A 22,476-nucleotide genomic window follows, 5' to 3' on the forward strand; every position below is an offset into this window, starting at 1 on the left:
GAGCGTGGGCGGGGGACCGGGGTCACGGGTGGGGGTGTCGGCGAAGACGAGCGGCTGGCCCATGAGGCGCAGGCGGCCGACGTCGGGATGGTCGTACTCGTGCACCATGTCGTGGTGTTTCACGGCCGGATCGTCCATGAACTCCAGCACCGTCTTCACCGGCGCGGCGGGGATGTCGTGGGCGGCCAGGATCTCCAGCCACTCGGCGCGTGTCTTCTCGCCGAAGCGCTTCTCGATGATCGGCAGCAGGTCCTGGTTGTTGCGCAGGCGCAGCAGCCACGAGCCGAAGCGCGCGTCGTCGGCGAACTCCTCCATGCCGAGCGCCTTGCAGAGCTTCACCCAGAACGACTGGTTGCCGCACGCCACGAAGAACCACGCCCCGTCGCTCCCCTCGTAGAGCCGGTAGGTCGGGTTCTCGCGGATCAGCGTCGGCTTGGTCGGGTAATCCATGACGATCCCGGACTGCAGCGCCATGACCCCCTGCAGCAGCGACGTCTCGATCCGCTGGCCGCGCCCGGTGCGCTCGCGCACGAACAGCGCGGCCAGGATGGCCTGGGTCGCGATGGCCGCCGTGTAGTAGTCGGTCGGCGCGGTCCGTAGATACTGGGGCGGGCCGCCGAAGCCCTGCAGCGTCATGAGCCCGCCGAGGGCCTGGAGCAGCGGGTCGAAGCCCGGCCGGTCGGCGTAGGGGCCGGTGGAGCCGAAGGCGGTCACCGAGCAGTAGATCAATCGGGGGTTGAGCGCCCGCAGGTGCTCGTGGCCGACGCCGAGACGATCGGCGACGCCGGGGCGCCAGTTCTCCATCACCACGTCGCCCTCGCGGGCCAGGCGCTCGACGATCTCGCGGCCCTCGGCGGTCTTGAGGTTGAGCGCGATCGAGCGCTTGCCGCGATTCCAGCCGAAGAAGCCGGGCAGCTCGCGGAACGAGTCGCCCTCCAGTGCCTCCACCTTCACGACGGCCGCGCCGAGGTCGGCCAGCATCATCGCCCCGTAGGAGCCGGCGATGTAGCTCGTCAGGTCGACGACGCGGATGCCGTCGAGCGGGGTCGGGCCCGGCGTCACGGGAACGCCGCCCTTACTTCGCGACGTGGTCGAGGACCAGCTCGCGGTGGTACTCGGCGTCGCCGTACTGGGCCTCGAGCGCCTTGGCCCGCTTGAAGTACATGTGCAGGTCGTACTCCCAGGTGAAGCCGATGCCGCCGTGCACCTGGATCGCCTCGCCGCACACCTTCCGCGCCGCCTCCCCGACGTAGGCCTTGGCCACCGACGCGGCCAGCGCTTCGTCCTCGGCGCGCGCGTCGATCGCCCAGGCGGCGTAGTAGGTCGCCGCGTGCGAGTTCTCGACCTCCAGGAGCATCTCGGCGCACCGGTGGCGGATCGCCTGGAAGGCGCCGATGGGCTGGCCGAACTGCTCGCGCACCTTCGCGTAGGCGACGCTCATGTCGAGGCAGCGGCGGGCGGCGCCCAGCATCTCGGCGGCCGCGCCCACCGCCCCCCGCCGGAGCAGTCGCGCCAGCAGCGCCGCCGCCTGGCCGGATTCGCCGAGCAGGGCATCCGCGCGGACGGGCACGCCGTCCAGCGCGAGCGAGGTCCAGCGCGCTCCCAGATCTATGCCGGTGACCGGTGTGAGCTTGAGGCCCGGCGCCGAGGGATCCACCAGGAAAAGCGAGAGGCCCTCCGGCGCACGGGCGGGCACCAGCAGCACGTCGGCCACGTGGGCCCACGGCACGAAGTGTTTGGTGCCCGTGAGCGTCCAGCCGCTGGCCGTCTTGTCGGCCCGCGTCGCCGGCGCGCTCGGCTCCCAGTCGAGCTGGGCGTCGAGGAAGGCGACGGTTGCCCGCGCGCTCCCCGTCGCGATCGCCGGCAGCCACCGGCTCTTCTGCTCGGCGCCCCCGGCGAGGGCGACAGCGCCGGCGGCGAGCATCGTGGGGAAGTAGGGGCCGGGATATGCCGCCCGCCCCATCTCCTCGAGGACGATGGCGGTCTCGACCATGCCGAGCCCGCTGCCGCCATACGTCTCGGGCAGCGACAGCCCGAGCCAGCCGAGCTGGGCCATGTCCTTCCACATCGCCTCGCTCTCGCCCCGGGGGTCGTCCCCCAGGGCGCGGACCAGAGCGGACTTGCAGTGCTCGTCGAGGAAGGCGCGGGCCGAGTTCTTGAGGAGCTGCTGGTCCTGGTTGAAGGCGAAGTTCATCAGGCCTTGGTCCTGTCGGCGCGCGGCTCCTTGGGCAGCCCGAGGACGCGCTCGCCGATGACGTTCTTCTGAATCTCCGAGGAGCCGGCGTAGATGGTCCCCGCCCGCGACCAGAGGAAGGCCGTGGCCCAGGTCCCGGGCTCGCCGGAGGACGTGTCCACCTCCGAGAAATCGTCGGGCGCGCCCGCCGTGACCTGGCCCCAGGGACCCAGGATCTCCTGGGCCAGCTCGTGCATCCGCTTCTCGAACTCGCTGTAGGAGAGCTTGGTGATCGAGGAGGCCGGCCCCGGCGCCTCGCCCTTCTGGAGCGCGCTCAGCACGCGCAGCGCGGCGTAGCGCTGCACCTCCAGCTCGGCGTAGATGCGGCCCAGCCTGCTCCGGACCAGCGGATCGTCGATGAGCGGCCGGCCGCCTCGGGAGAGCTCCCGGGCCGCCTTCACCAGCTGGTTCAAGGCGGAGGCGTAGCGGGTGACGCGGGCCAGCGAGTTGCCGCCGCGCTCGTACGAGAGCGTCGTCTGCGCGATCTCCCAGCCCTGGCCGAGCCGCCCGATCAGGTCGGATTTCTCGACCCGGGCCTGGGTCATGAACACTTCCGAGAACTGGGCGCTGCCGGTGATCTGCCTGAGCGGGCGCACCTCCACGCCCGGCTGGCGCATGGTGAGGAGGAAGCACGAAATGCCCTTGTGCTTGGGCACCGTCGAGTCCGTGCGGGCGAGCAGGAGCCCCCAGTCGGCGATCAGGCCGCCGCTGGTCCAGATCTTCTGCCCGGTTACCTCGAAACGCTCGCCCTTGTCCTCGGCCCGCGTCTTGAGGCTGGCCAGATCCGAGCCCGCGTTGGGCTCGGAGTAGAGCTGGCACCACAGCTCCTCGGCCGCCAGGATCTTCTTGAGGTAGCGTTGCTTCTGCGCCTCGGTGCCGTGGACGATGATCGTCGGCCCGACGATCCCGATGCCGAGGCCGTTGATGGTGGGAGGCGCGTTCACGCGCGCCATCTCGTCGGCGACGATGGCCTGCTGCATCGGCGTGGCGCCCCCGCCCCCGTACTGGCGGGGCCAGCCCATCCCCACGTAGCCCGCGTCGTGGAGCGTGCGGTGCCACGTCTTGCGCTCGTCGGGCGTCCTGAGCTCGTGGCGCGGAAGGTTGGTCTCGAACCACCGCCGCACTTCGGCCTGGAAGGCGCGGTCCTCGGGCGAGTAGTTCAGATCCATCGGGGCCTCCTGGGACGAATGCCCATATCTTTCAACGGAGGGCCCTCAACGGCCCTCCGAATCCGATGGTGCCGGCGAAGCCGGCGCTCGAACGCTTCTACCACGCTGGCAGCGCCCGGGCAACCGCCTAGGGCGGCGGCAGTCGATAGATCGCCGTGTGCAGCACGTGGGCGACGGGCCGGGCGGCGGGTCCGGCGACGATGAGGAGGTCCAGCTCGACGTACTCGCGGCCCTTCTTCTCGTAGAGGGAGCGGACGCGCCCGCGTGTCTCCAGCCGTTCGCCGACGCGGGCGCCACCGAGGTGGCGGATACGGCTCGACACGTGGATCCAGAGGCCGAGGCGCACGTTGCGGTCGAGGGCGCGGTTGGCCTGGTCGAGGAAGAAGGCCGGATGCGCCCACCCCTCGGGCCCGCGATAGAGACGCAGCGGGTCCGCCGCGCCGTCGAGAAACGTGGCGGCGCGCTCCTCGTCGTACAGCGCCTCGGGCGTGCCGAGCAGCCCCGGACGCTCCAGCAGCGCCCGGCTCACCGGCGGCCGCTCGGCGGGGAGCGGCGCCGCGCCGTAGAGCGCGATGTTCACCGGCGTCGGCAGCCTCGCCGGCAGCATCGCCGTCGCCACCGCGCACTCGTCCGACGCCGCCGTCGCGGCCGCCAGGCTCGCGGTGACGCCGCTGGGGTCGCGCGCGGTGATCGCGCCCGTCACGGTCACCTCCTCGCCATCCAGCACGGGTTGCACGAAGCGAACGCTGGCGGTGCCGCGCGCGAGCCACGGCGCTCCCAGCGTGGCCACGAGCGGCTGGGTGAGGTAGGCATAGAGGGTGACGCCGGGGACGAGGCCGCCGCGGAAACCGTAGCGGCGGGCCACCGCGTCGTCGTGGATCTTGTTCTCGCCCGTGCCCGACGTGTTGCGGGCCTTCACCCGGTGCTCGGGCAGCGATTCCGGCATCGCGCGGAGTCTACGTCGGGCGGGCGGATCTTCACAAGCCATGATCCCCGCGGACTCCCTATCCGCGAGGAAGCGGCTCGCGGCCGTGGCATCGGCGCGGGTGCTCGGCGACGACGTCAGCGTGAGTTGACGGGCGGGTGTAGGCTGACAGCAGGAGGGTGCCGTGATGCGGTGGTGGCTCGCAGTGACCGTCGTGCTCTCGATCGGATGGCTCGCCGTCGAGGCCGGGGCGCAGAGCGCCTCGGAGCCGGGGCGCACCGATCTTCAGACCGAGCTGAAACGAAGGCGGTTCGTCGTCCATCCCCGGCCCAACGTGCAGGTGGTGACCCAGGACGTCGGGCGGGCGGTGGTGGAGATGGAGGCCGAGCAGCGCCGGGATGCTCTGGTCCGCGAGGGCGTCCGGCCCGGCCCGCGCCGTCCCGACCTCGATCCCGCCGTCAGCAGCGGCATCCAGCAGCGCAATCTGCTGCGCGCGCTCCCGCCCCGATGACGGGGGCGCGGGGTCACGCTCCGTAGATCAGCTGAGCAGGAACTCCTCGGCGGCGCCGAGCCCGGCGCCGAGCTTCACGGGCACGCCGAACTCCTTCAGCATCATCTCCACCCCGGCCAGCCCGCCGAGCAGATCAAGCTCGTTGAGGCTACCGAGGTGGCCGATGCGGAAGGCCTTGCCCTTGACGTCACCCAGGCCGACGCCGAGCGAGAGGTTCACCCGGCGGTAGGCCTGGGCGACGAACGCGTCGGAGTCGTAGCCCGGCGGCATCACCACGGCCGTGAGCGTGTTGGAGTACTCGGCGGGATCGCGGCAGAGCAGCGGGAGCCCCCAGGCGCGCACCGCGCGTCGGCACGCCTCGGCCAGCCGCGCGTGGCGGGCGAAGACCTGGGGCAGGCCCTCCTCGTCGATCATGGCGATCGCCTCGCGAAGGCCGAACAGCAGCGCGGTCGCCGGCGTGTAGGGAAACTGCCCGCGGCGGTTGCGCTCGAACACCGGCTGCCAGTCCCAGTACGAGCGCGGGCACGTGGCCTTCTCGCTGGCGGTGACGGCGCGCTCGCTCACGGCCAGGATCGCCATGCCCGGCGGCAGCATGAGACCCTTCTGGGGGCCGGTCAGCGCCACGTCCACGCCCCAGGCGTCGAAGCGGAAGTCGATGGACGCCAGCGAGGAGACGGTGTCCACGAGCAGGAGCGCCGGGTGGCCCACGCGGTCCATCGCCGCGCGCACGGCGGCGACGTTCGACGTGACGCCGGTGGAGGTCTCGTTGTGGACCACGAGCACGGCGCGGATCTCGCGCGCCTCGTCGGCGCGCAGGCGTGCCTCCACCTGAGCCGCGGCCACGCCGGCGCCGTACGGCACTTCGATCCGCTCCACGTCGACCCCGAAGGCGGCAGCCGTCTTCGCGAAGCCCGTCGAGAAGAAGCCGTTGACGCAGGCCAGCACGCGGTCCCCGGGCGAGAGCGTGTTGACGAGGGTCGCCTCCCAGGCGCCGGTGCCGGAGCCGGGATAGAGGGCGATGCGCCCGCGCTCGGTCTGGAAGATCCCCTTGAGGCCTTCGAGGCACTCGTGCACGAGCGCCTCGAACTTCGGACCCCGGTGATCGATGATCGGCTGCGACATGGCGCGCACGATCCGGTCGGGGACGAGCGTGGGACCGGGAATCTGGAGAAAGGGCCGTCCGGACATAGCGCGAGTTTAGCATGGTGGTGCGAGCCGCAGGACGGGCCCTGCCCGTCCGAGGCGAGCCTGAGTGAGGTGGTGCGAGCCGCAGGACGGGCCCTGCCCGTCCGAGGCGAGCCTGAGTGAGGTGGTGCGAGCCGCAGGACGGGCCCTGCCCGTCCGAGGCGAGTATACGAGAGGTCGTGCGAGCCTCCGGGCGGCCGTGGGCGAGGCCGCACGCGGCCCCGTGCGTGATAGAGTAAGCGCCCGATCATGACCCGCGACGGCATCCCGACCCCCGCGTTGCTGCTCGACCTCGACCGCTTCGAGCGCAACCTTGCGCGCATGGCCTCGCACGTGCGGGCGGCGGGCAAGCACCTGCGCCCGCACGCCAAGACGCATCGCTGTCCCGAGATCGCCCGGCGGCAGATCACCGCCGGCGCCCTCGGCGTGGCCTGCGCCAAGCTGGGCGAGGCCGAGGTGATGGCCGGCGCGGGCATCCGCGGCCTGCTCATCACCACCGAGATCGTCGCGCCCCCGTCCATCCGCCGGCTGCTGCGCCTGCTGGCCGAGGCGCCGGACACGCTGGTCGTCGTGGACGACGCGCGGAACGTCGCCGATCTGGGACGCGCCGCCGGGGCGGAGGGCCGTGTGGTCGACGTGCTGGTCGACGTGGACGTCGGCGGCCGCCGCACCGGCGCCCAGCCCGGCCCGCCCGCCCTGGCCCTGGGACGCCTGGTGGCCGCCCACCCGTCCCTCCGGCTGCGCGGGCTCCAGGGCTATGCTGGGCAGTGCGCGCACGTCGTGGGCTGGAAGGCGCGTCGGGACGCTTCGCACGTGGCCTTGGCGGCCCTGCTGGAGACGCGGCGGCTCTTCGAGTCGGCGGGCCTGCCCGTGGAGATCGTGGCCGGGGGCTCGACGGGCACCTACGACATCGACGTGGAGCTGGACGGGCTCACCGAGCTGCAGGCCGGCTCCTACTGCGTGATGGATCTCGACTACCGGCGAATCGGCGGGCGCGAGAGCGACGCCTTCACGGGCTTCGAGATGGCGCTGACCGTCGTGGCCACCGTCGTGAGCGTGCCCACCGCGGACCGCGCGATGGTGGACGCCGGCCTCAAGGCGTTTTCCACCGATAAGCCGTTCCCGCCCGAGCCGGTCGAGCGCCCGGGGATCAGCTACGGCTTTGCCGGCGACGAGCACGGTCGGCTGACGATCACCGACCCCTCGCGCCCGCCCCGCCTGGGCGAGCGGATCGAGTTCTTCCCGCCGCACTGCGACCCCACCTTCAACCTCTACGACCGCGTCTACGCGGTGCGCGGGCCCGAGGTCGAGGCGGTCTGGGACATCGCCGCGCGCGGGCGGTCGGACTGACTCATCCCTCCGACGGGCTTGCGGAGGTGGAAGTAGATCTCCCACTCCTTGTAGGGCAGGACCTTCAGGAACCGTTGTCCCCGCGACTGATTCTTGTTGATGATCGCTTCGAGGATCCGATCGAGGAGCCGAGGCTTGTACCACCGCCGGAACACCTGCATTCGCGACAGCACGAACTCGAAGTGGAAGTCGTAGTAGTAGCCGGTGGGGTGGCGTGAATCGAACTGGGAGAGGCTATCGTAGGCAAAGAACCGCCGGTGAGTGGTGTCGCCGAAGGCGATCGCGCTGAAGCAGTGCGGCACCCACGCGCGCAAGGGGCCACCGGGCTTCAGAATCCGGTGGAACTCCCGCATGGTGTGTTCGAGGTCCCGGACGTGTTCCAGGAGGTGCACCGCCACGATCTCGTCCACGCTCTTGTCGGCGAAGGGAAGCGACCGGTCGAGATCGGCGACGACCGAGACCCCGGGGATGCGCGCGTGGTCGACGCCGATGTACTCGTCAGGGTTGAGTCCGTAACGGCGATAGCGTGCGCGCTTGGACTCGTCCAGGGTGCCGCAGCCGACGTCGAGCTTCCGGTTCGTCATGTCACGCGGCCGGGCGGTAGGCGATCAGGTAGCGGTGCTGCCCCTCCAGAACCAGCTCGCCACGCTGGTTCGTCAGCGTGACCCGCAGCGTGACGAGTCCGGCCGACCGCTTGCGCTCCAGGGCGGTGACTTCGTGCTCGGGAAGGATGGTGTCACCGATGAACGCCGGGGCCACGAAGCGGGACGACTGCTCCACGAAGGTGACGATCGAGTCCTCGATCAGCGGCCCCAGCGTCGAGGCGCCCACCGCGCCCAGGGAGGTGAGGAGCAGCCCGTGGGCGAGGCGCCGGCCGAACCGGGTCTTCCGGGCGTACTCGTCGTCGTAGTGGATCGGATGGGCGTCGCCGGTCATGCCGGCGAAAAAGAGAAAATGGGCGTCGGTGAGCGTCTTGGACGGGCTGCGGAAGCGGTCGCCGAGCGTGAAGTCCTCGAAGTAGAGCTGCCTCACCAGGCCTCCCAGAAGAGCGCTTGAATCCCGGCGGCGTCGGGCGCCTGGAAGAGCGCCGGGCGCAGCCGCGCGCCGCAGGGCAGGCCGGTCGAGTACCAGGCGAGGTGCTTGCGGAGCTGGGCGAGCGCCAGCCGCTCGGGCAGGTGGGCCTCGATCAGCTTCGAGTGACGCCGGATGATCCGGGCGCGCTCGTCCCGCGAGACGCTCCCGGCCCTGAAGATCCAGGGCGCCCCCAGGGCGCCACGACCGATCATGGCGGCGGCGCAACCCGTCGCGCGGATCATGGCCGCCGCGTCCTCATGGCTGCGGACGTCCCCGTTGCCGATCACCGGCACCCGCACGGCGTCCACGACGCTGGCGATGATCTCCCAGGGGGCCCGGCCCGTGTACTGCTGGGAGCGCGTGCGCGGGTGGACGGTGATGCCGTCGATTCCCTCGCTCTCGGCGATCTGCGCGATCTCCACGGCGTTGACGGTGCGGTCGTCCCAGCCTCCGCGGATCTTGATCGTGAAGGGCACGCCGACCGCCTTGCGCACGGTCCGGAAGATGACGCCGGCGCGCAGCCCGTCGCGCATCAGCGCCGCGCCGTGACCCTTGGCGACGATCTTGGGCACCGGGCAGCCCATGTTGAGGTCGATCGCATCGGCGCCGGCGGCCTCGAGCCGGCGGGCGGCCTCGGCCACGACGTCGGGATCGCCGCCCAGGAGTTGAAACGCGATCGGGTGCTCTTCCGGCAAGTACTGGGCCAGGACGCGCGTGCGCTCGTTGCCCTCGATGAGGGCCCGGGCGTCGATCTCCTCGCTGGTGAGCGGGCCGGCGCCGCACTCGCGGGCGATCAGCCGGAAGGGCGCGTTCGTCACGCCCGCCATCGGGGCCAGGCGGAGGTCGAGGAGCATTCCATACAGCACCTTACACGACCCATCCCGCGGCCGAAAGGCTGTAAGGTCTGCGCTATCATGGGCAGGCGCTGATCAGGAAAGCGAGGCCTTCACCAGGTCGCCATGGTCACCGACCCCGTCTTCTTCCGCGATCTGGCCTACGTGTTCGTGGCCGCCGTCCTGGGGGGGTCCATCGCGTGGCTCACGCGCCAGCCCCTGATCCTCGGCTACGTGCTGGGCGGCATTCTCGTCAGCCCCCTCACGCCGGGGCCCTCGGTCACCGACATCCGCACCTTCGAGCTGTTCGCCGAGATCGGTGTGGTCCTGCTGATGTTTTCCGTGGGGCTCGAGTTCAGCCTTCAAGATTTGCTCCGCGTGAAATGGGTGGCCGTCCTCGGCGGCCCGCTGGGGATCGTGCTGTGCGTGGGCCTTGGGATGGGCGTCGGCGTCGCCCTCGGCTGGCCGCCGCTGCAGGGGGCGATCGTGGGCATCGTGGTCTCGGTGGCCAGCACGATGGTCCTGGCCCGCCTGCTGCTCGATCGAGGCGAGCTCCATTCCCGCCACGGGCGGGTCATGATCGGGATCACGCTGGTCGAAGACCTCGCCGTCGTCGTCCTCACCGTCCTCATCCCGGAGTTGGCGCTCGAAGGCGAGCGCCTCGTCGCCATCGCGGTCGCCCTGGGCAAGGCCGGCCTCATCCTGATCCCGTTCTGGTTCCTGGCCGCCCGGGTCGTGCCCCACCTCATGACGCGCGTGGCCCGGACCCACAACCAGGAGCTGTTCCTCCTGGTCGCGCTGGCCATCGGCCTGGGCACGGCGGCGTTGACCCAGGCGGTCGGCCTGTCCCTGGCCCTGGGCGCGTTCCTGGCGGGGTTGCTGATCAGCGAGTCCGACTTCGCCCACGAGACGCTGGCCCGACTGCTGCCGCTGCGCGACGTCTTCGTCGCGTTCTTCTTCGTGACGATCGGCGCCCTCATCGATCCCGGGACCCTGCTGTCGAACCTGCCGCTGCTGGGCGTCATGGTGGGGCTCATCGTCGTCGGCAAGCTGGTGATCTGGACGGCGGTCGTCTGGCTGTTCCGCCGCCCGCTGTGGACCGCCCTGCTCGTCGGGGTGGGGCTCACGCAGATCGGGGAGTTCTCCTTCATCCTGGTGGAGGTCGCCCGGCGGGCGGGGCACGTCGGCCGCGACGTCTACAACGCGACGCTGGCCGCGTCCCTGCTGACCATCCTGGTCAACGCGCTCCTGGTCCGGTACGCGACCGAATGGATCGGCCGCGCGCGCCTGGCCCGACCGCCGCAGCCGGCGCTGCCCGAGGCCGGAGATCTGCGGGACCACGTCGTCCTCTGCGGCTTTGGGCGCGTCGGGAGCGCGGTCGGCGAGGCCCTGGAGACCTTCCGTTTACCCTATGTCGTCGTCGAGATGGATCTGGACATCGTCAAGGGCCTGCGCGCCCGGGGCATTCCGTGCCTCTTCGGCGACGCGGCGCAGCGGCGGGTCCAGGAGGCTGCCCGCGTGGCCCGGGCCGCGCTGGTGCTCGTCACCATTCCCGAGGACGACCACGCGCGCCTGGCCGTCCTCGCCACCCGGGCGCTCAACCCCCAGGTCCCGATCCTCGCGCGTGTCCATCACCGCGAGGCCCACGCCCCCCTCCTCGCCGCCGGAGCGACCGAGGTGATCCAGCCCGAGCTGGAGGCCGGGCTGACTCTGATCCGTCGCGGACTCGGCCACCTCCCGCTGCCGAAGCAGAGCCTGGTCGCCTATCTCGAATGCCTCAGAGACGCCATCAGCGGCGCCCCCGGACGCGAGACACGGCAGGGGTGGCCCACGGTGCGCGAGCTGACGCTGGGCTCGGACAGCTTCGCGGACCAGCCGCTGCGGGAGGCGCGGCTGAGGGAGCGGTTCGGGGTGACGGTCGTGCGGATCGTCCGGGCGAACGGCGACGTCGTCCTGAGCCCGGAGGCGGAGACCCTCCTGCGGCCGGGCGATCGGATCAGCGTGTTCGGCCTGCCGCACCAGATCGAGGCGTTTCTGGCGGCCGCCCGGGCAGAGGGGCAGGGCCAGGACCAGCCTGCGATCTAACCGCGCTCGCCCTCGGAGCGCCGGTGCAGCCTCCCGGGCCGGCGGCGCTTCTGGTACCGCATGTTCAGGAGCTCGACGAAGAGCGAGAAAGCCATGGCCACGTAGATGTAGCCCTTCTCGACGTGGCGCCCCATGCCCTCGGCCACCAGCATCACGCCGATCAGGAGGAGGAAGGCGAGGGCCAGCATCTTGATACTGGGATGGCGCTCGATGAAGCGGCCCACTCCGTTGATCGCGACGATCATGATCACCATCGCGATGACCATCGCCGTCACCATCACGACGACGTGGTCGGCCATACCCACCGCCGTGATGACCGAATCCAGCGAGAAGACGACGTCGATCAGCATGATCTGGATGAGCACGGCGCCGAGCGTCGCCCGCCCGCCCGAGGTGGACGCCGCCTCCTCCTGCGGCACCTCCAGCTTCTCGTAGACCTCGCGGGTGGCCTTGAAGATCAGGAAGAGGCCGCCGCCCATGAGGATCAGGTCGCGCCCGGAGACGGGGTGGCCGAGCGGGCGGAAGAGGGGCGTCGTCAACCCCATGATCCAGGTGATCGTGAGGAGCAACGCAATGCGCATGCCGAGCGCCAGCCCGAGTCCGATGCGGCGCCCCAGCGAGCGCCGGGCCGGGGGGAGCTTGCCGGTCAGGATGGTGATGAAGACGAGGTTATCGATGCCGAGCACGATCTCCATCGCCGTCAACGTCACCAGCGCGATCAGGGCATCGTAAGTCAGCAGATCACTCATGGATGTTCTCCGGCGAGAATTTCTCCCGCCCCGGGTCCGGTCGCGCGGCCGGTCAGGCGTGGTCGTGGGGAGTGCAGCAGCACGCGCTCATCCGCCGTGGGCGATTCTCTTCTCGATGCCCCGCCACATCAGCTCGGCCCAGCGCGCGTAGCCCGCGTCGGACGGATGATAGCCGTCGGTGGCGAGCAGCTCCGGGCGTCTCGGTACCTCTTCGTGGCTGGCCGAGTAGAGATCCACCGGCTCGACACCGTGCTGGCGGGCCCGGCTGCGGAGCGCGTCGTTGAACTGCACGGTGAGCCTCCCGACCGCACCCTCCTGCGGGCTGCCCCGGAACCGCCGCGTGACCGCCAGGTCGGGCAGGAGGTTCACGACCACTACCGCGCGGGTCTCCCGCGTCAGTGCCGCCAGAATGGCGTCGATGTTGCGCTCGTACTGCCGGACGGGGACGCCCCGGGTGATGTCGTTGGGGCCGACCGAGAGCGTGACGAGGTGCGGGCGCACCTCGACGGCGCGCTGGAGCTGGGCCGCCACGACGTCCGCGGAGGTGGCGCCGCTCACGCCAAGATTGGCGACGCGCGCCAGCGGGTAGACCGCGCGCAGGCGCTCGTAGAGCCGGCTCACGTAGTTGCGCTCGGGGCTGCTGGCGCCCACGCCCTGCACCGTGCTGTCCCCCAGGGCGACGTACACGACCGGCTCGCTCCGATCCGCGGGCAACCGGTGCGGAGCATCCGGCCGCGCGGCGCAGCCGGCCAGGAGCGCCGCCACCAGCAGCGCTCTGCCATTCATGGGCTCGCCTCGGGCGCGCTTCGCCTCCGGCTCCGCGGCCGCCCTGCGGCTCGCCCTACCATCCCGCTGCCTGCTCGAGAGTGCGGCGGTACCACGGCGCGTCGGGAAACGTGATCGGTCGCACGGCCGGCAGCGTGACGCCCGCCTCCCGATACGTCTGAACGTAGGCCCGCGCGCGGGCGGCATCGCCCACGGCGCCGAGCGCCTGCGCCAGCGGCTCCGGCACCTCGCCGCCGCGGTCGAACGCGCCCAGCTCCTCCCCGAGGCCCGCGTTCTCGAGCATGGCCCGATAGAAGGGCAGCGCGAGGTAGCGGGTCAGCTCGGCCCGGAACGCCGCCAGCGCGCCCGCGGGGTCCTCGGTGATGGCGAGCGGCACCGCCGCCACGATCTCGAAACCGGCGAGCGTCTTGCCGCCCCGGCGCCGGCCGCGCTCCAGGGCGGGCACGGCCACCCGGCGGACATACGCGGGCGGGGTGAGCCAGAGCACGGCGCCGTCGGCGATCTCCCCCGCGAGCTCGAGCATCTTCGGCGAGAGCGCCGCCAGGAAGATCGGCGGCGCCGGTGGGCGCTGGGGCACGGCCAGGCTCCAGTGGACGCGGAAGTGCTGGCCCTCGACCTCGGCGCCGGCCCCCAGCGCGCCGCGCAGGACGGCGACGTACTCGCGCATGACGGCGAGCGGCTCGCGCAGCGGCACGCCGAGCATCGCCTCCATCGTGGCGCGGTGACTCACGCCGATGCCCAGCCGGAACCGTCCGCCCGTCAGCTCCGACAGCGTGAGCGCCGCCTGGGCCATGGCCACCGGGTGGCGCGGATAGATCGGCACCACGCCGTTGCCCAGCCCGATCCGCGAGGTGGCCGCGCCGTACGCCTGCAGGACGAGGAACGAGTCCCGGCCCAGCCCGTGAGTGACCCAGACGCTCTCGTAGCCGAGCGCCTCGGCGTGGCGCGCGAGCCCCACCGTCTGGGAAAGATCGCGTCCGGGAATGAGGTAAGCGGCGAGCTTCATCACGCTGCCGGACGAACCGCCGGCGGTCAGTCCCTGATCCAGGATTCGGCCAGCGGGATCTCGCGCGGTCCCCGCCGCCGGGGGGCCGCGTCCGCTCCCCGCCCGCTGGGCGCCACGCGCAGCAGCGCCTCCACCTCGGCCCGGCGGTAAAGCCGTTGGCGCTTGATGCCCTGGCGGTAGCTGCGGAGCACCCCGCGGCTCACGTAGGCGTACAGCGTGGCGCGCTTGACGCCGAGTAGACGCGCCGCCTCGTGGACAGTCAGGTACTCCTCGCCGTCGAGGACGATCATCGGCCTCACGCTACCAGCCTCGAGCAGTACGCCGACAACCGGCTCATCCGGCCGCGCGCGGAGTACACGGGCCTGGCCCCGCGGCCGCTTACGTGATCCTTCCGCGCAGGATGCTGACCTCCATCGCGTCGTCCCCGAAGTCGTACGCGCGCGAGGTGTAGCGGCCCGCGTTCCGGACGTGCTCGAGATAGGGGGCGACGTCCCGGCGGTAGATCCCGGTGTTGTCGGCCACGACGACGGCGCCCGGCGCCAGCTTCGGCTCGAGCTGGCGGAGGTAGTCCAGGTAATCCTCCTTCGCCGCGTCGATGAGGACGAAGTCGAAGCGCCCGCCCAGGAGGGGGATCGCGCGCAGCGCATCGGCCACCACCAACTTGACCTTCCGGCCGAGCCCGGCAATCGCCACGTTGCTCTTCACGAACCTCGCGAGATAGGGGTTCACCTCCACGCAGGTCAGCCGGCCCCGGGGCGGGAGTGATCCCGCGATGAGGATCGCCGAGTAGCCCAGCAGCGAGCCGATCTCGATGGCGCGCTGGGTCCGGTGCCGCTCGATCAGGCGGCGGATGAGACGGCCCTTGGGGCGCCCGATGACCGGGATGTGCCAGAGCGACGTGGCGCGATCCATCATGGCCAGCATGCGCCGCGCCTGCTTGGTCATTCAGACGGCCTTGGGGAGCCGCGCGGCAACGCCGTCGGGCAGGGGGTAGCGCCGGTCCGACTTGCCCGCCTTGACGATCTGGCCCGGCAGCATCCGGCCCACGATCTCCTGCACGCGCCGGGAGGCCGCGATCAGCCGGTCCAGGTCGATGCCGGTCTCCACCCCCATCGCCTGCAGGCAATGCACGAGGTCCTCGGTGCAGACGTTGCCGGAGGCGCCCGGCGCGAACGGGCAGCCGCCGAGGCCGCCGATGGAGCTGTCGAAGTGGGTCACGCCGCAGTCCATCGCGGCCAGGATGTTGGGGATGGCCATCGCGCGGGTATCGTGGGTGTGGAGCGTCCACTCGAGGCCGGGGGACCTCGGCATCAGGTGCTCGAGCGTCCGCGCGACCTGGCGCGGGTTGGCCATGCCGGTGGTGTCGGCGAGGCCGATGGCCCGCGCCCCGATGTCCACCAGGCGCCGGACGACGCGCTCGAGCTGGCCGAGCGGCACCTCGCCCTCGAACGGGCAGCCGAACGACGTGGAGATGCCGCAGGCCACGGGTATCCGCGCGCGCTCGGCCACCTGCATCACCGCCCGGAGCTTGTCGATCGACTCGGCGATGGTCATGTTCACATTGGCGAGGTTGTGGCTTTCGCTGGCCGACACAACCGTGTGGATCTCGTCCACGCCGGCGTCGACCGCGCGCACCGCGCCCTTGTCGTTGGGCACCAGGGCGGAGTAGCGGGTGCCGGGGCGCCGGCGGATCCGGGCCATGACCTCTTCGGCGTCGCGCAGCTGCGGCACCACCTTGGGGTGCACGAAGGAGGTCACCTCGATGCGGGGCAGGCCCGCCTCGGCGAGCAGGTTGACCGCCTCGATCTTGTGCTCGGTCGGGATGAACTCGGGCTCGATCTGGAATCCATCCCGCGGCCCCACCTCGCAGATCCTCACCCGCTCCGGCAGCTTCATGGTCTCCCCCGAGAAAGACAGATCACAATGTTGGCGGTCACTGTATCACTCCATCGACGTGTCGTAAAAGTCGGAGGCGTTGCTTGCGCGCGCTGGGGAATCGCCGTGGCGGCGGTGAGGCCCAAGCACCGGAGGAGACCTAGTGCCGTTCCAACTTGTTGATACTAAATCTGTCCACGAACGACGTACACGGTGCCTTCCTAGGCGCGAATAGTTGGAACGGCACTAGCCGGCCGAGACGGTCTGAGACCCCTCGTACGAGCGCGGCATGCCCAGCACGTGCTCGCCCACGTAGGCCAGCACGAGATTCTGGTTGACCGGCGCCGTCTTGTAGAGGCGGCGCTCGCGGAACGTGCGCACGTGCGCTCGGGGGACGCCGCGCGCGCGGCCTTGAGGATCGTGAGGGTGGTGGAGCCCAGACGCAACCAGAAACCGCTTCTCAATCGGACCCAGGCTCCATACCAGGGGATTCTTCCAGCTTGCGCGGCGCGTCTCTTCACAATTTGCTGGCCTGGATCGCCGCGCTCGTGATTTCCTGGAGGAGAGGCCATTCACGTTATGCCACACCGGTGGCTGCCCGATCACATCACCACCGCATCCCCTCTGGTCGTCGTCCTTGTCATCGCTCTGTAGGACTGAACCGTTGGACCCGCCGGCCGTCCGGCGTACGGTGACCGCGCGACAAACACCGCGGACGCTTCTGCTGCTCCTGGCCCTGGCGTCCGGGGCGGCCTCGCTCGTCTATCAGATCGTGTGGATGCGGCGGCTGGTGCTGGTCTTCGGAAGCACCACGCTGGCCACCAGTACGGTCCTCGTGGCGTTCCTCGGAGGGCTGGCCCTCGGCGCGTGGGTCTGGGGCCGGGCGGCCGACCGGCACGCCACGTGGGCGCTGGCGATCTACGGGCTGGTCGAAGCCGGGATCGGGCTCTACGCGCTCGCCAGTCCCTGGGCGTTCAAGGGGATCGAGCAGCTCTATCTGACGGCCTACCCGGGGCTTGAGAGCCGGCCCGGACTGTACGTGGGGCTGCAGTTCATGCTGAGCGCGCTGGTCATTCTGCCCCCTGCGGCGCTCATGGGTGGCACCGTGCCCTTGCTCGCGCGCGGGGTCGTAGGCCGTGGGGAGGCGGTCCAGGGAGTGGGGGCCCTCTACGGCTGGAACACGCTCGGGGCCGCTGCCGGGGCGGCCCTGGCCACGTACGGTCTGCTGCCCACCCTTGGGCTCACAGCCGCGGTCGGGGCTGCGGCGGCGGTCAATCTGCTCATCGGCGCGGGTGCGCTGCTGCTCGACGCCGGGCGGCGGCGCGCGGAGGCCCGTGATCTCGTGGCTCCGGCAGACGGGGCGTCCCTCCGGGCCGGCGCCGGAACCCCGGGCATTGGCCCCGAGGCCGGGGTGGAGGGCGCGCCCCTCGTGCTCCTGCTGCTGGGATTCGGGCTGTCGGGGCTGGCCGCCATTGGGTACGAGATCGTCTGGACGCGGCTGCTGGGGCTGGTCATGGGCTCCTCGGTGTATGCGTTCGGCACCCTGGTGGTGGTCATGCTGGCCGGACTGGGGTTGGGCAGCGCCCTCTACGGCCGGCTTCGCCTCGATCCGGCCGGTCATCTGGTGGCCTTCGGCGTCATGGAGCTGTTCCTGGGGTTGGGGGGCGCCGCGTCGCTGCTCATCGCGCCACACCTGCCCTTCTTGATGATGCGCGTCTTCCCTCTTGTTCGAGACGCCTTCGGATGGCAGATCGCCTCTCACTTCGTCCTGGCCGCGCTCATCGCGTTCCTCCCCGCCCTGCTGATGGGCGCGACGTTTCCGGCCGTGGTGGGAAGCCTGGGGGGCGCGCTGGCGCGCGTGGGCCGGGCGATCGGTACGGCCTACGGCGCCAACACGGCGGGCACGGTCGTCGGTGCCTACCTCGCCGGCTTCGTCCTCGTCCCGACCGTGGGACTGCGGGCGACCATCATCGTCGGCGTGATCGCCAACCTGATCGCGGGCGCGAGCCTGCTCCTGGTGGCCCTGCGGGGGCGCCGGCGCTGGCTGCTCCAGGCCCCCGCGCTCGCCGCGCTCGCCATCGTCGTCACGCTGCCGCCCTGGCCGCGTGAGGTCTTTGCCATCGGGACCGGCTTCTTCGCGCCGATGTTCGCCACCAGCGAAGGTCTGGCCCGGGGCGTCGCCCAGCTGCGGTTGCTCTACTACCGGGACGGCATCAATACCACGATCTCCGTCGACGAGTCCGGCGGCCATCTCGTGTACCGATCGAACGGGAAGACCGACGCCTCGACCTATCCGCGCGACATGGCCAACCAGATCATCGTCGGGCACGTGCCGATGCTCCTCCATCCCGGTCCGCGCGACGTCTTCGTGCTTGGCCTGGGGACGGGCGTGACCGCGGCAGCGGTCGCCCGCTATCCGGTGCGGCGCATTGATATTGTCGAGCTGGAGCCCGCCGGGATCGACGCCGCGCGCTTCTTTGACCGCCAGAATCGGGGGATCCTTCACGATCGACGCGTCCGGGTCATCGTCGGCGACGGCCGCAACCGGCTGCTCGCGTCGCCGGATCGCTATGACGTCGTCATCTCCGACGCCTCGGATATCTGGGTGGCGGGCGTGGGGGCGCTGTTCACCCTGGAGTTCTATCAGACCGTCCGCGCGCGGCTGAACCCCGGAGGGGTCATGGTCCAGTGGATGCACACGAACAGCCTGGCCGCGCCGGAGTTCAGGCTGCTCGTCGCCACGTTCCGCGCCGTCTTCCCGCGGATGGAGATCTGGAGCTCGGGCCTGGGCGACGTGCTCCTGGTCGGATCGATCGAGCCGGTCCCGTGGGTGTACGACCGGCTGGTCCGGCGGTTCAACGCGACACCGGGCGTGCGCGAGGAGTTCCAGTCGGTCGGCATCTGGCATCCGGCCGCGTTGTTCGGCGCGTTCGTGATCGGCGAGGACCGCGTCGCGCGCCTCGTGGAGTCGATGCGCCGCCTCCACACCGACGATCGGCCGACGCTGGAGTTCGTCACGCCGCGGTCGCTGTACGTGAACACCATCGCGCAGCTCGAGGACCTCCTGGGCCGCCTTCGCGGGGCCCCCTTTCCACGTATCGAAGGGTTCGATCCCGACCGGGACATGGACGCCGAGGCGACATACCTGCTGGGATTCGCCTACGCGTCTCAGGGCCGGTCGCTGCTCGGCATCGGGTACATCGAGCGCAGCGTCCAGATGGCGCCGCGCCGCGCGCCATTCTGGGTCGGGTTGGGACACCGGTACCGCGAGGTCGGCCGCAGGCGCGATGCCGAGACCGCGTACCTGCGCGCGATCGCGGTCGATCCCAGGCAGGTTGAGGCGCGCATCGCCCTGGCCACCTTCGCCCTGGACGAGGGTCAGGCCCTCCGAGCGTTGGAGGTCGCGGAAGCCGCCCTCCGACTGGAGCCTGCGAACGCCCGGGCCAAGGATCTGGTGGTGAGGGCCAGAGCAGCCGTGGGGAGGTGACGGGTGCCGGTGGGGGCGAGCCCGACGGGGTGCTCAGTACGAGCGCGGCATGCCCAGCACGTGCTCGCCCACGTAGGCCTGCACGAGGTTCTGGTTGACCGGCGCCGTCTTGTAGAGGCGGCACTCGCGGAACTTGCGCTCGACGTCGTACTCCTCGGCGTAGCCATAGCCGCCGTGGCAGTCGATGCAGGCGTTGCCGGCCTCCCAGGCCGCCTCGGCGGCCAGGTACTTGGTGATGTTGGCTTCGGCGCCGCAGGGCTCGCCGGCGTCGAAGAGCGCGGCGGCCTTGGTGCGCATCAGGGCGGCGGCCTCCACGGCCATGTGGGCCCGGGCGATCGGGAACTGCACGCCCTGGTTGGCGCCGATGGGCTTGCCGAAGAGCACCCGCTGGCTGGAGTAGGCCACCGCCCTGTCGACGAACCAGCGGCCGTCGCCGATCGACTCCGAGGCCACCAGGATGCGCTCGGCGTTCATGCCGTCGAGGATGTAGGTGAACCCTTGGCCCTCCTCGCCGATGAGGGCCTCGGCCGGGATCTCCATGTTGTCGAAGAACAGCGCGTTGGTGGAGTGGTTCATCATCATGCGCAGCGGGCGGACCTCCAGCCCCTTGATGCTGCGGATGTCCACCAGGAAGACGGACAGCCCCTCGGTACGCTTCTGGACCTTGTCCACCGGGGTCGTGCGCGCCAGCAGCAGCATCAGGTCGGACTGCAGCACGCGGGAGATGAACATCTTCTGGCCGTTCACGACGTAGCGGTCACCGCGGCGCACCGCGGTGGTCTGGAGCTTCGTGGTGTCCGACCCCGCGTTGGGCTCGGTGACGCCGAAGGCCTGCAGCCGCAATTCGCCCGAGGCGATTTTCGGCAAGTAGGCCCGCTTCTGAGCCTCGCTGCCGTGGCGGAGCAGCGTGCCCATGATGTACATCTGGGCATGGCAGGCCGCCGCGTTGCCCCCGGCGGCGTGGACCGTCTCGAGAATCAGCCCGCCCTCCGTGATGCCGAGCCCGGCGCCGCCGTACTCCTCGGGGATGAGGGCGGCCAGATAGCCGGCCTTGGTCAGGTCGTCGACGAAGGCCTCGGGGTACTCGCGCTTGGCGTCGAGCGCGCGCCAGTACTCGCCGGGGTAGTGCTTGCAGATCTCGGCGACGCCGTCCCGGAGCGCGCGCTGCTCGTCGGTGAGGGTGAGGTTGATGACCGCCATGGCTATGTCCCTTTGGATCGGATTATTTTCCCCGGAAATGGGGCTTGCGCTTTTCGTTGAAGGCCCGCACGCCCTCGAGGCGATCGTCAGTGACGACGGTGGCGTTGTAGGCCTCGACGGCCAGGATCATTGCGGTGTCGAGGTCGGTCTCGAGACCGTAGGCGATCGCCTTCTTGGCCTGGCGCACGGCGATGGGCCCGTTCTGGGCGATGGTGGTTGCGATCTCGAGCGCCTTGGCGCGGGCCTGACCCTGGGGCACCAGGTGGTTGACGAGCCCGGCCGCCTTCGCCTCCGCGGCCGCCATCCGGCGGCCCGTGAAGATCAGCTCCTTGGCCAGCGGCGCGCCGAGGATGCGGGGCAGGAGCTGGCTCCCCCCGATGCCGGGGAAGATTCCCAACGTGGTCTCCGGCACGCCGAAGACCGCCGTCTCGCTGGCCACGATGAAGTCGCTGAGCACGGCCAGCTCGCAGCCCCCGGCCAGGGCGTAGCCCTCGACGGCGGCGATGACCGGCACCGGGCAGCGCAGCACGCGGAAGGCAGCCTGCTCGAAGACCACGTGCTGGGCCCGCCAGGCCGCGTCGGACATCTCGTTGCGCTCCTTGAGATCGCCGCCGGCGCAGAAGGCGCGCTCGCCGCTCCCCGTGAAGACCACCGCGCGGACGAGGGCCTCGCGCTGGAAGCCGTCGAAGCAGGTGATGATCTCTTCGCCCATGGCGGTGGTCATGGCGTTCATCTGCTCGGGGCGGTTCAGCGTCACGGTGACGACGTACCCGTCCGGCGCGCGCTCGACCAGGAGATGCCGATAGGTCAGGCGATCACCCCCCGCGCGCGCAGGCTGCGCACGTCGTCCCGCGTGTAGCCCAGCCCGGTCAGCACGTCCTCGCTGTGCTCGCCCAGACGGGGCGGGACGCGGCGCACCTCGGGCCGGCGGCCGTTCCACTGGATCGGCAGCCCGATGCTCGTGTAGTCGGGCAGGCGCGGGTGCGGCGCGCTCAGGAGCATCCCGCTCTCGCGCGTCTGGGGCTCCTCGAGCACGGCGTCGATCGTGAGGATCGGCGAGCAGGGCACGCCGCGGGTCCGCAGCCCCTCGACCAGCTCGCGGGCTTTCTTCTCGCGGGTCAGGGCCGAGAGTGCCTCGATGAGTGCCGCCCGATGGCGGACGCGCGAGGGGTTGTCCACAAAGCGCGCATCACGGGCGAGGTCGGGAACGCCCAGTCCCTCGGCCAGCCGCGAGAACATCGTGTCCGACGGCGCTGCGATCATGACGTAGCCGTCCGTGGTGGGGAAGGCCTGGTAGGGCGCGATCATCGCCGTGCCCGAGCCCTGCGGGGTGGGGACCTCGCCCGAGCCGAGATAGCCCATGGCCTGGTAGGAGACCCACATGAGCGTCGTCTCGAAGAGCGCGGTACTGACGTCCACCGCGCGGCCGGTGGCGTCGCGCTGACGGAGGGCGGCCACGATGCCCAGGGCCGCCCACAGGCCGGTGCCCATGTCGACGATCGACGTGCCGACCCTGGCCGGCTCCTGGCCGGGATGGCCGTTGACGGACATGAGCCCCGCGTAGGCCTGCATCATCGGATCGTAGCCGGGCAGATCGCGCAGCGGACCGCGCGTCCCGAAGGCGTTGACGGAGCAGTAGACGAGCCGTGGGTTGAGCCGGCTGGCGGCGGCGAAGTCGAAGCCCAGCTCCGCGACCGCCCCGGCGCGCAGGCTCTGCACGAACACATCCGCGCGCGCGACCAGGCGCCGGAGCACCTCGCGCCCGGCCTCGGTCTTGACGTCCAGCGCCAGGCTCCGCTTGTTGCGGTTCATGGCCAGGAAGGAGGCGCTCTCGTCGCCCCAGTACGGCGGCGCCCAGGCGCGGGCGTCGTCGCCGCGGTCGGGCCGCTCGATCTTGACGACGTCGGCGCCCATGTCGCCGAGGATCTGCGTGCAGAACGGTCCGGCGACGTTCTGGGTCAGGTCCGCGACGACCAGTCCCTCGAGCGGCAGCGCCACGGCAGCGAGT

General features: G+C 70.9%; 22 protein-coding genes. 4 read left to right on the forward strand and 18 right to left on the reverse strand.

What is annotated here, in order from left to right:
- The 4 genes from VGV13_22255 to VGV13_22270 form a co-directional block, all read right to left on the reverse strand.
- Positions 1–1,062 (reverse strand): CoA transferase (locus VGV13_22255; protein ID HEV8643799.1); only part of this gene is annotated, 1,062 nt, incomplete at its 3' end.
- A gap of 13 nt (positions 1,063–1,075) precedes the next feature.
- Complete coding sequence (locus tag VGV13_22260) at positions 1,076–2,194, reverse strand: acyl-CoA dehydrogenase (GenBank protein ID HEV8643800.1); 1,119 nt, start codon at positions 2,192–2,194, stop codon at positions 1,076–1,078.
- The gene (locus VGV13_22265; protein ID HEV8643801.1) at positions 2,194–3,402 is read right to left on the reverse strand and encodes an acyl-CoA dehydrogenase family protein; all 1,209 of its coding nucleotides are present in this window, start codon (positions 3,400–3,402) and stop codon (positions 2,194–2,196) included. The genes VGV13_22260 and VGV13_22265 overlap by 1 nt, the downstream gene beginning before the upstream one ends.
- 127 nt (positions 3,403–3,529) lie before the next feature.
- Complete coding sequence (locus tag VGV13_22270; GenBank protein ID HEV8643802.1) at positions 3,530–4,348, reverse strand: MaoC family dehydratase; 819 nt, start codon at positions 4,346–4,348, stop codon at positions 3,530–3,532.
- Between the two features lie 166 nt (positions 4,349–4,514).
- Between VGV13_22270 and VGV13_22275 the strand changes: the two genes are divergently transcribed.
- On the forward strand, positions 4,515–4,838 hold the full coding sequence (locus VGV13_22275) for a hypothetical protein (protein HEV8643803.1): 324 nt from the start codon (positions 4,515–4,517) through the stop codon (positions 4,836–4,838).
- Positions 4,839–4,865: 27 nt separating this feature from the next.
- Here VGV13_22275 and VGV13_22280 read toward each other — a convergent pair whose 3' ends face one another.
- Positions 4,866–6,026: an aminotransferase class V-fold PLP-dependent enzyme gene (locus VGV13_22280; GenBank protein ID HEV8643804.1), complete on the reverse strand. Its 1,161-nt coding sequence runs from the start codon at positions 6,024–6,026 to the stop codon at positions 4,866–4,868.
- A gap of 246 nt (positions 6,027–6,272) precedes the next feature.
- Between VGV13_22280 and VGV13_22285 the strand changes: the two genes are divergently transcribed.
- The gene (locus VGV13_22285; GenBank protein HEV8643805.1) at positions 6,273–7,373 is read left to right on the forward strand and encodes a DSD1 family PLP-dependent enzyme; all 1,101 of its coding nucleotides are present in this window, start codon (positions 6,273–6,275) and stop codon (positions 7,371–7,373) included.
- Here the strand turns inward: VGV13_22285 and VGV13_22290 are convergent.
- From VGV13_22290 to dusB, 3 genes are read right to left on the reverse strand one after another with little or no spacing between them, the layout of a single operon-like run.
- A complete protein-coding gene (locus VGV13_22290; protein HEV8643806.1) occupies positions 7,307–7,957 on the reverse strand; it encodes a class I SAM-dependent methyltransferase in 651 nt (216 codons plus the stop codon). The two genes, VGV13_22285 and VGV13_22290, sit on opposite strands and share 67 nt — an antisense overlap.
- Before the next feature lies 1 nt (position 7,958).
- Positions 7,959–8,405: a MaoC/PaaZ C-terminal domain-containing protein gene (locus tag VGV13_22295; protein HEV8643807.1), complete on the reverse strand. Its 447-nt coding sequence runs from the start codon at positions 8,403–8,405 to the stop codon at positions 7,959–7,961.
- A complete protein-coding gene (gene dusB / locus VGV13_22300; GenBank protein ID HEV8643808.1) occupies positions 8,402–9,301 on the reverse strand; it encodes a tRNA dihydrouridine synthase DusB in 900 nt (299 codons plus the stop codon). The genes VGV13_22295 and dusB overlap by 4 nt, the downstream gene beginning before the upstream one ends.
- Positions 9,302–9,406: 105 nt before the next feature.
- Here dusB and VGV13_22305 point away from each other — a divergent pair, with 105 nt between their 5' ends.
- The gene (locus VGV13_22305; protein HEV8643809.1) at positions 9,407–11,365 is read left to right on the forward strand and encodes a cation:proton antiporter; all 1,959 of its coding nucleotides are present in this window, start codon (positions 9,407–9,409) and stop codon (positions 11,363–11,365) included.
- Here the strand turns inward: VGV13_22305 and VGV13_22310 are convergent.
- The 7 genes from VGV13_22310 to VGV13_22340 all read right to left on the reverse strand — a co-directional run bounded on the left by VGV13_22310 (position 11,362) and on the right by VGV13_22340 (position 16,162).
- Positions 11,362–12,114 (reverse strand): TerC family protein, encoded by a 753-nt coding sequence (locus VGV13_22310; protein HEV8643810.1) that lies wholly within the window; start codon positions 12,112–12,114, stop codon positions 11,362–11,364. The two genes, VGV13_22305 and VGV13_22310, sit on opposite strands and share 4 nt — an antisense overlap.
- A gap of 87 nt (positions 12,115–12,201) precedes the next feature.
- A complete protein-coding gene (locus VGV13_22315) occupies positions 12,202–12,900 on the reverse strand; it encodes an SGNH/GDSL hydrolase family protein (protein HEV8643811.1) in 699 nt (232 codons plus the stop codon).
- Between the two features lie 55 nt (positions 12,901–12,955).
- The gene (locus tag VGV13_22320) at positions 12,956–13,906 is read right to left on the reverse strand and encodes an LLM class flavin-dependent oxidoreductase (GenBank protein ID HEV8643812.1); all 951 of its coding nucleotides are present in this window, start codon (positions 13,904–13,906) and stop codon (positions 12,956–12,958) included.
- Positions 13,907–13,932: 26 nt separating this feature from the next.
- The gene (locus VGV13_22325; GenBank protein ID HEV8643813.1) at positions 13,933–14,196 is read right to left on the reverse strand and encodes a helix-turn-helix domain-containing protein; all 264 of its coding nucleotides are present in this window, start codon (positions 14,194–14,196) and stop codon (positions 13,933–13,935) included.
- An 88-nt stretch (positions 14,197–14,284) separates the two neighbouring features.
- Positions 14,285–14,851 (reverse strand): class I SAM-dependent methyltransferase, encoded by a 567-nt coding sequence (locus VGV13_22330; GenBank protein ID HEV8643814.1) that lies wholly within the window; start codon positions 14,849–14,851, stop codon positions 14,285–14,287.
- Positions 14,852–15,802, reverse strand: a complete 951-nt coding sequence (locus VGV13_22335; GenBank protein ID HEV8643815.1) for a hydroxymethylglutaryl-CoA lyase — start codon at positions 15,800–15,802, stop codon at positions 14,852–14,854. It lies immediately after the preceding gene.
- Between the two features lie 225 nt (positions 15,803–16,027).
- Positions 16,028–16,162 (reverse strand): hypothetical protein, encoded by a 135-nt coding sequence (locus tag VGV13_22340; protein ID HEV8643816.1) that lies wholly within the window; start codon positions 16,160–16,162, stop codon positions 16,028–16,030.
- Between the two features lie 283 nt (positions 16,163–16,445).
- Here VGV13_22340 and VGV13_22345 point away from each other — a divergent pair, with 283 nt between their 5' ends.
- Positions 16,446–19,268, forward strand: a complete 2,823-nt coding sequence (locus VGV13_22345; protein ID HEV8643817.1) for a fused MFS/spermidine synthase — start codon at positions 16,446–16,448, stop codon at positions 19,266–19,268.
- Positions 19,269–19,301: 33 nt separating this feature from the next.
- Here the strand turns inward: VGV13_22345 and VGV13_22350 are convergent, their stop codons facing one another.
- From VGV13_22350 to VGV13_22360, 3 genes are all read right to left on the reverse strand, one after another.
- A complete protein-coding gene (locus tag VGV13_22350) occupies positions 19,302–20,468 on the reverse strand; it encodes an acyl-CoA dehydrogenase family protein (GenBank protein HEV8643818.1) in 1,167 nt (388 codons plus the stop codon).
- 22 nt (positions 20,469–20,490) lie between these two features.
- Positions 20,491–21,225, reverse strand: coding sequence for an enoyl-CoA hydratase-related protein (locus tag VGV13_22355; protein ID HEV8643819.1), 735 nt, complete (start codon positions 21,223–21,225; stop codon positions 20,491–20,493).
- A gap of 50 nt (positions 21,226–21,275) precedes the next feature.
- The coding region (locus tag VGV13_22360; GenBank protein HEV8643820.1) for a CoA transferase at positions 21,276–22,476 on the reverse strand (1,201 nt) is incomplete at its 5' end.

It is taken from the genome of Candidatus Methylomirabilota bacterium, assembly GCA_036001065.1.
Classification (GTDB): Bacteria; Methylomirabilota; Methylomirabilia; order Rokubacteriales; family CSP1-6; genus MNEF01.

Bases quoted from the DNA above. Each gene is read 5' to 3' on its own strand.
- dusB (HEV8643808.1), bottom strand. From the start codon at position 9,301: ATGCTCCTCGACCTCCGCCTGGCCCCGATGGCGGGCGTGACGAACGCG.
- VGV13_22335 (HEV8643815.1), bottom strand. From the start codon at position 15,802: ATGAAGCTGCCGGAGCGGGTGAGGATCTGCGAGGTGGGGCCGCGGGAT.
- VGV13_22315 (HEV8643811.1), bottom strand. From the start codon at position 12,900: ATGAATGGCAGAGCGCTGCTGGTGGCGGCGCTCCTGGCCGGCTGCGCC.
- VGV13_22285 (HEV8643805.1), top strand. From the start codon at position 6,273: ATGACCCGCGACGGCATCCCGACCCCCGCGTTGCTGCTCGACCTCGAC.
- VGV13_22270 (HEV8643802.1), bottom strand. From the start codon at position 4,348: ATGCCGGAATCGCTGCCCGAGCACCGGGTGAAGGCCCGCAACACGTCG.
- VGV13_22325 (HEV8643813.1), bottom strand. From the start codon at position 14,196: ATGATCGTCCTCGACGGCGAGGAGTACCTGACTGTCCACGAGGCGGCG.
- VGV13_22260 (HEV8643800.1), bottom strand. From the start codon at position 2,194: ATGAACTTCGCCTTCAACCAGGACCAGCAGCTCCTCAAGAACTCGGCC.
- VGV13_22305 (HEV8643809.1), top strand. From the start codon at position 9,407: ATGGTCACCGACCCCGTCTTCTTCCGCGATCTGGCCTACGTGTTCGTG.
- VGV13_22350 (HEV8643818.1), bottom strand. From the start codon at position 20,468: ATGGCGGTCATCAACCTCACCCTCACCGACGAGCAGCGCGCGCTCCGG.
- VGV13_22265 (HEV8643801.1), bottom strand. From the start codon at position 3,402: ATGGATCTGAACTACTCGCCCGAGGACCGCGCCTTCCAGGCCGAAGTG.
- VGV13_22330 (HEV8643814.1), bottom strand. From the start codon at position 14,851: ATGACCAAGCAGGCGCGGCGCATGCTGGCCATGATGGATCGCGCCACG.
- VGV13_22290 (HEV8643806.1), bottom strand. From the start codon at position 7,957: ATGACGAACCGGAAGCTCGACGTCGGCTGCGGCACCCTGGACGAGTCC.
- VGV13_22310 (HEV8643810.1), bottom strand. From the start codon at position 12,114: ATGAGTGATCTGCTGACTTACGATGCCCTGATCGCGCTGGTGACGTTG.
- VGV13_22320 (HEV8643812.1), bottom strand. From the start codon at position 13,906: ATGAAGCTCGCCGCTTACCTCATTCCCGGACGCGATCTTTCCCAGACG.
- VGV13_22280 (HEV8643804.1), bottom strand. From the start codon at position 6,026: ATGTCCGGACGGCCCTTTCTCCAGATTCCCGGTCCCACGCTCGTCCCC.
- VGV13_22275 (HEV8643803.1), top strand. From the start codon at position 4,515: ATGCGGTGGTGGCTCGCAGTGACCGTCGTGCTCTCGATCGGATGGCTC.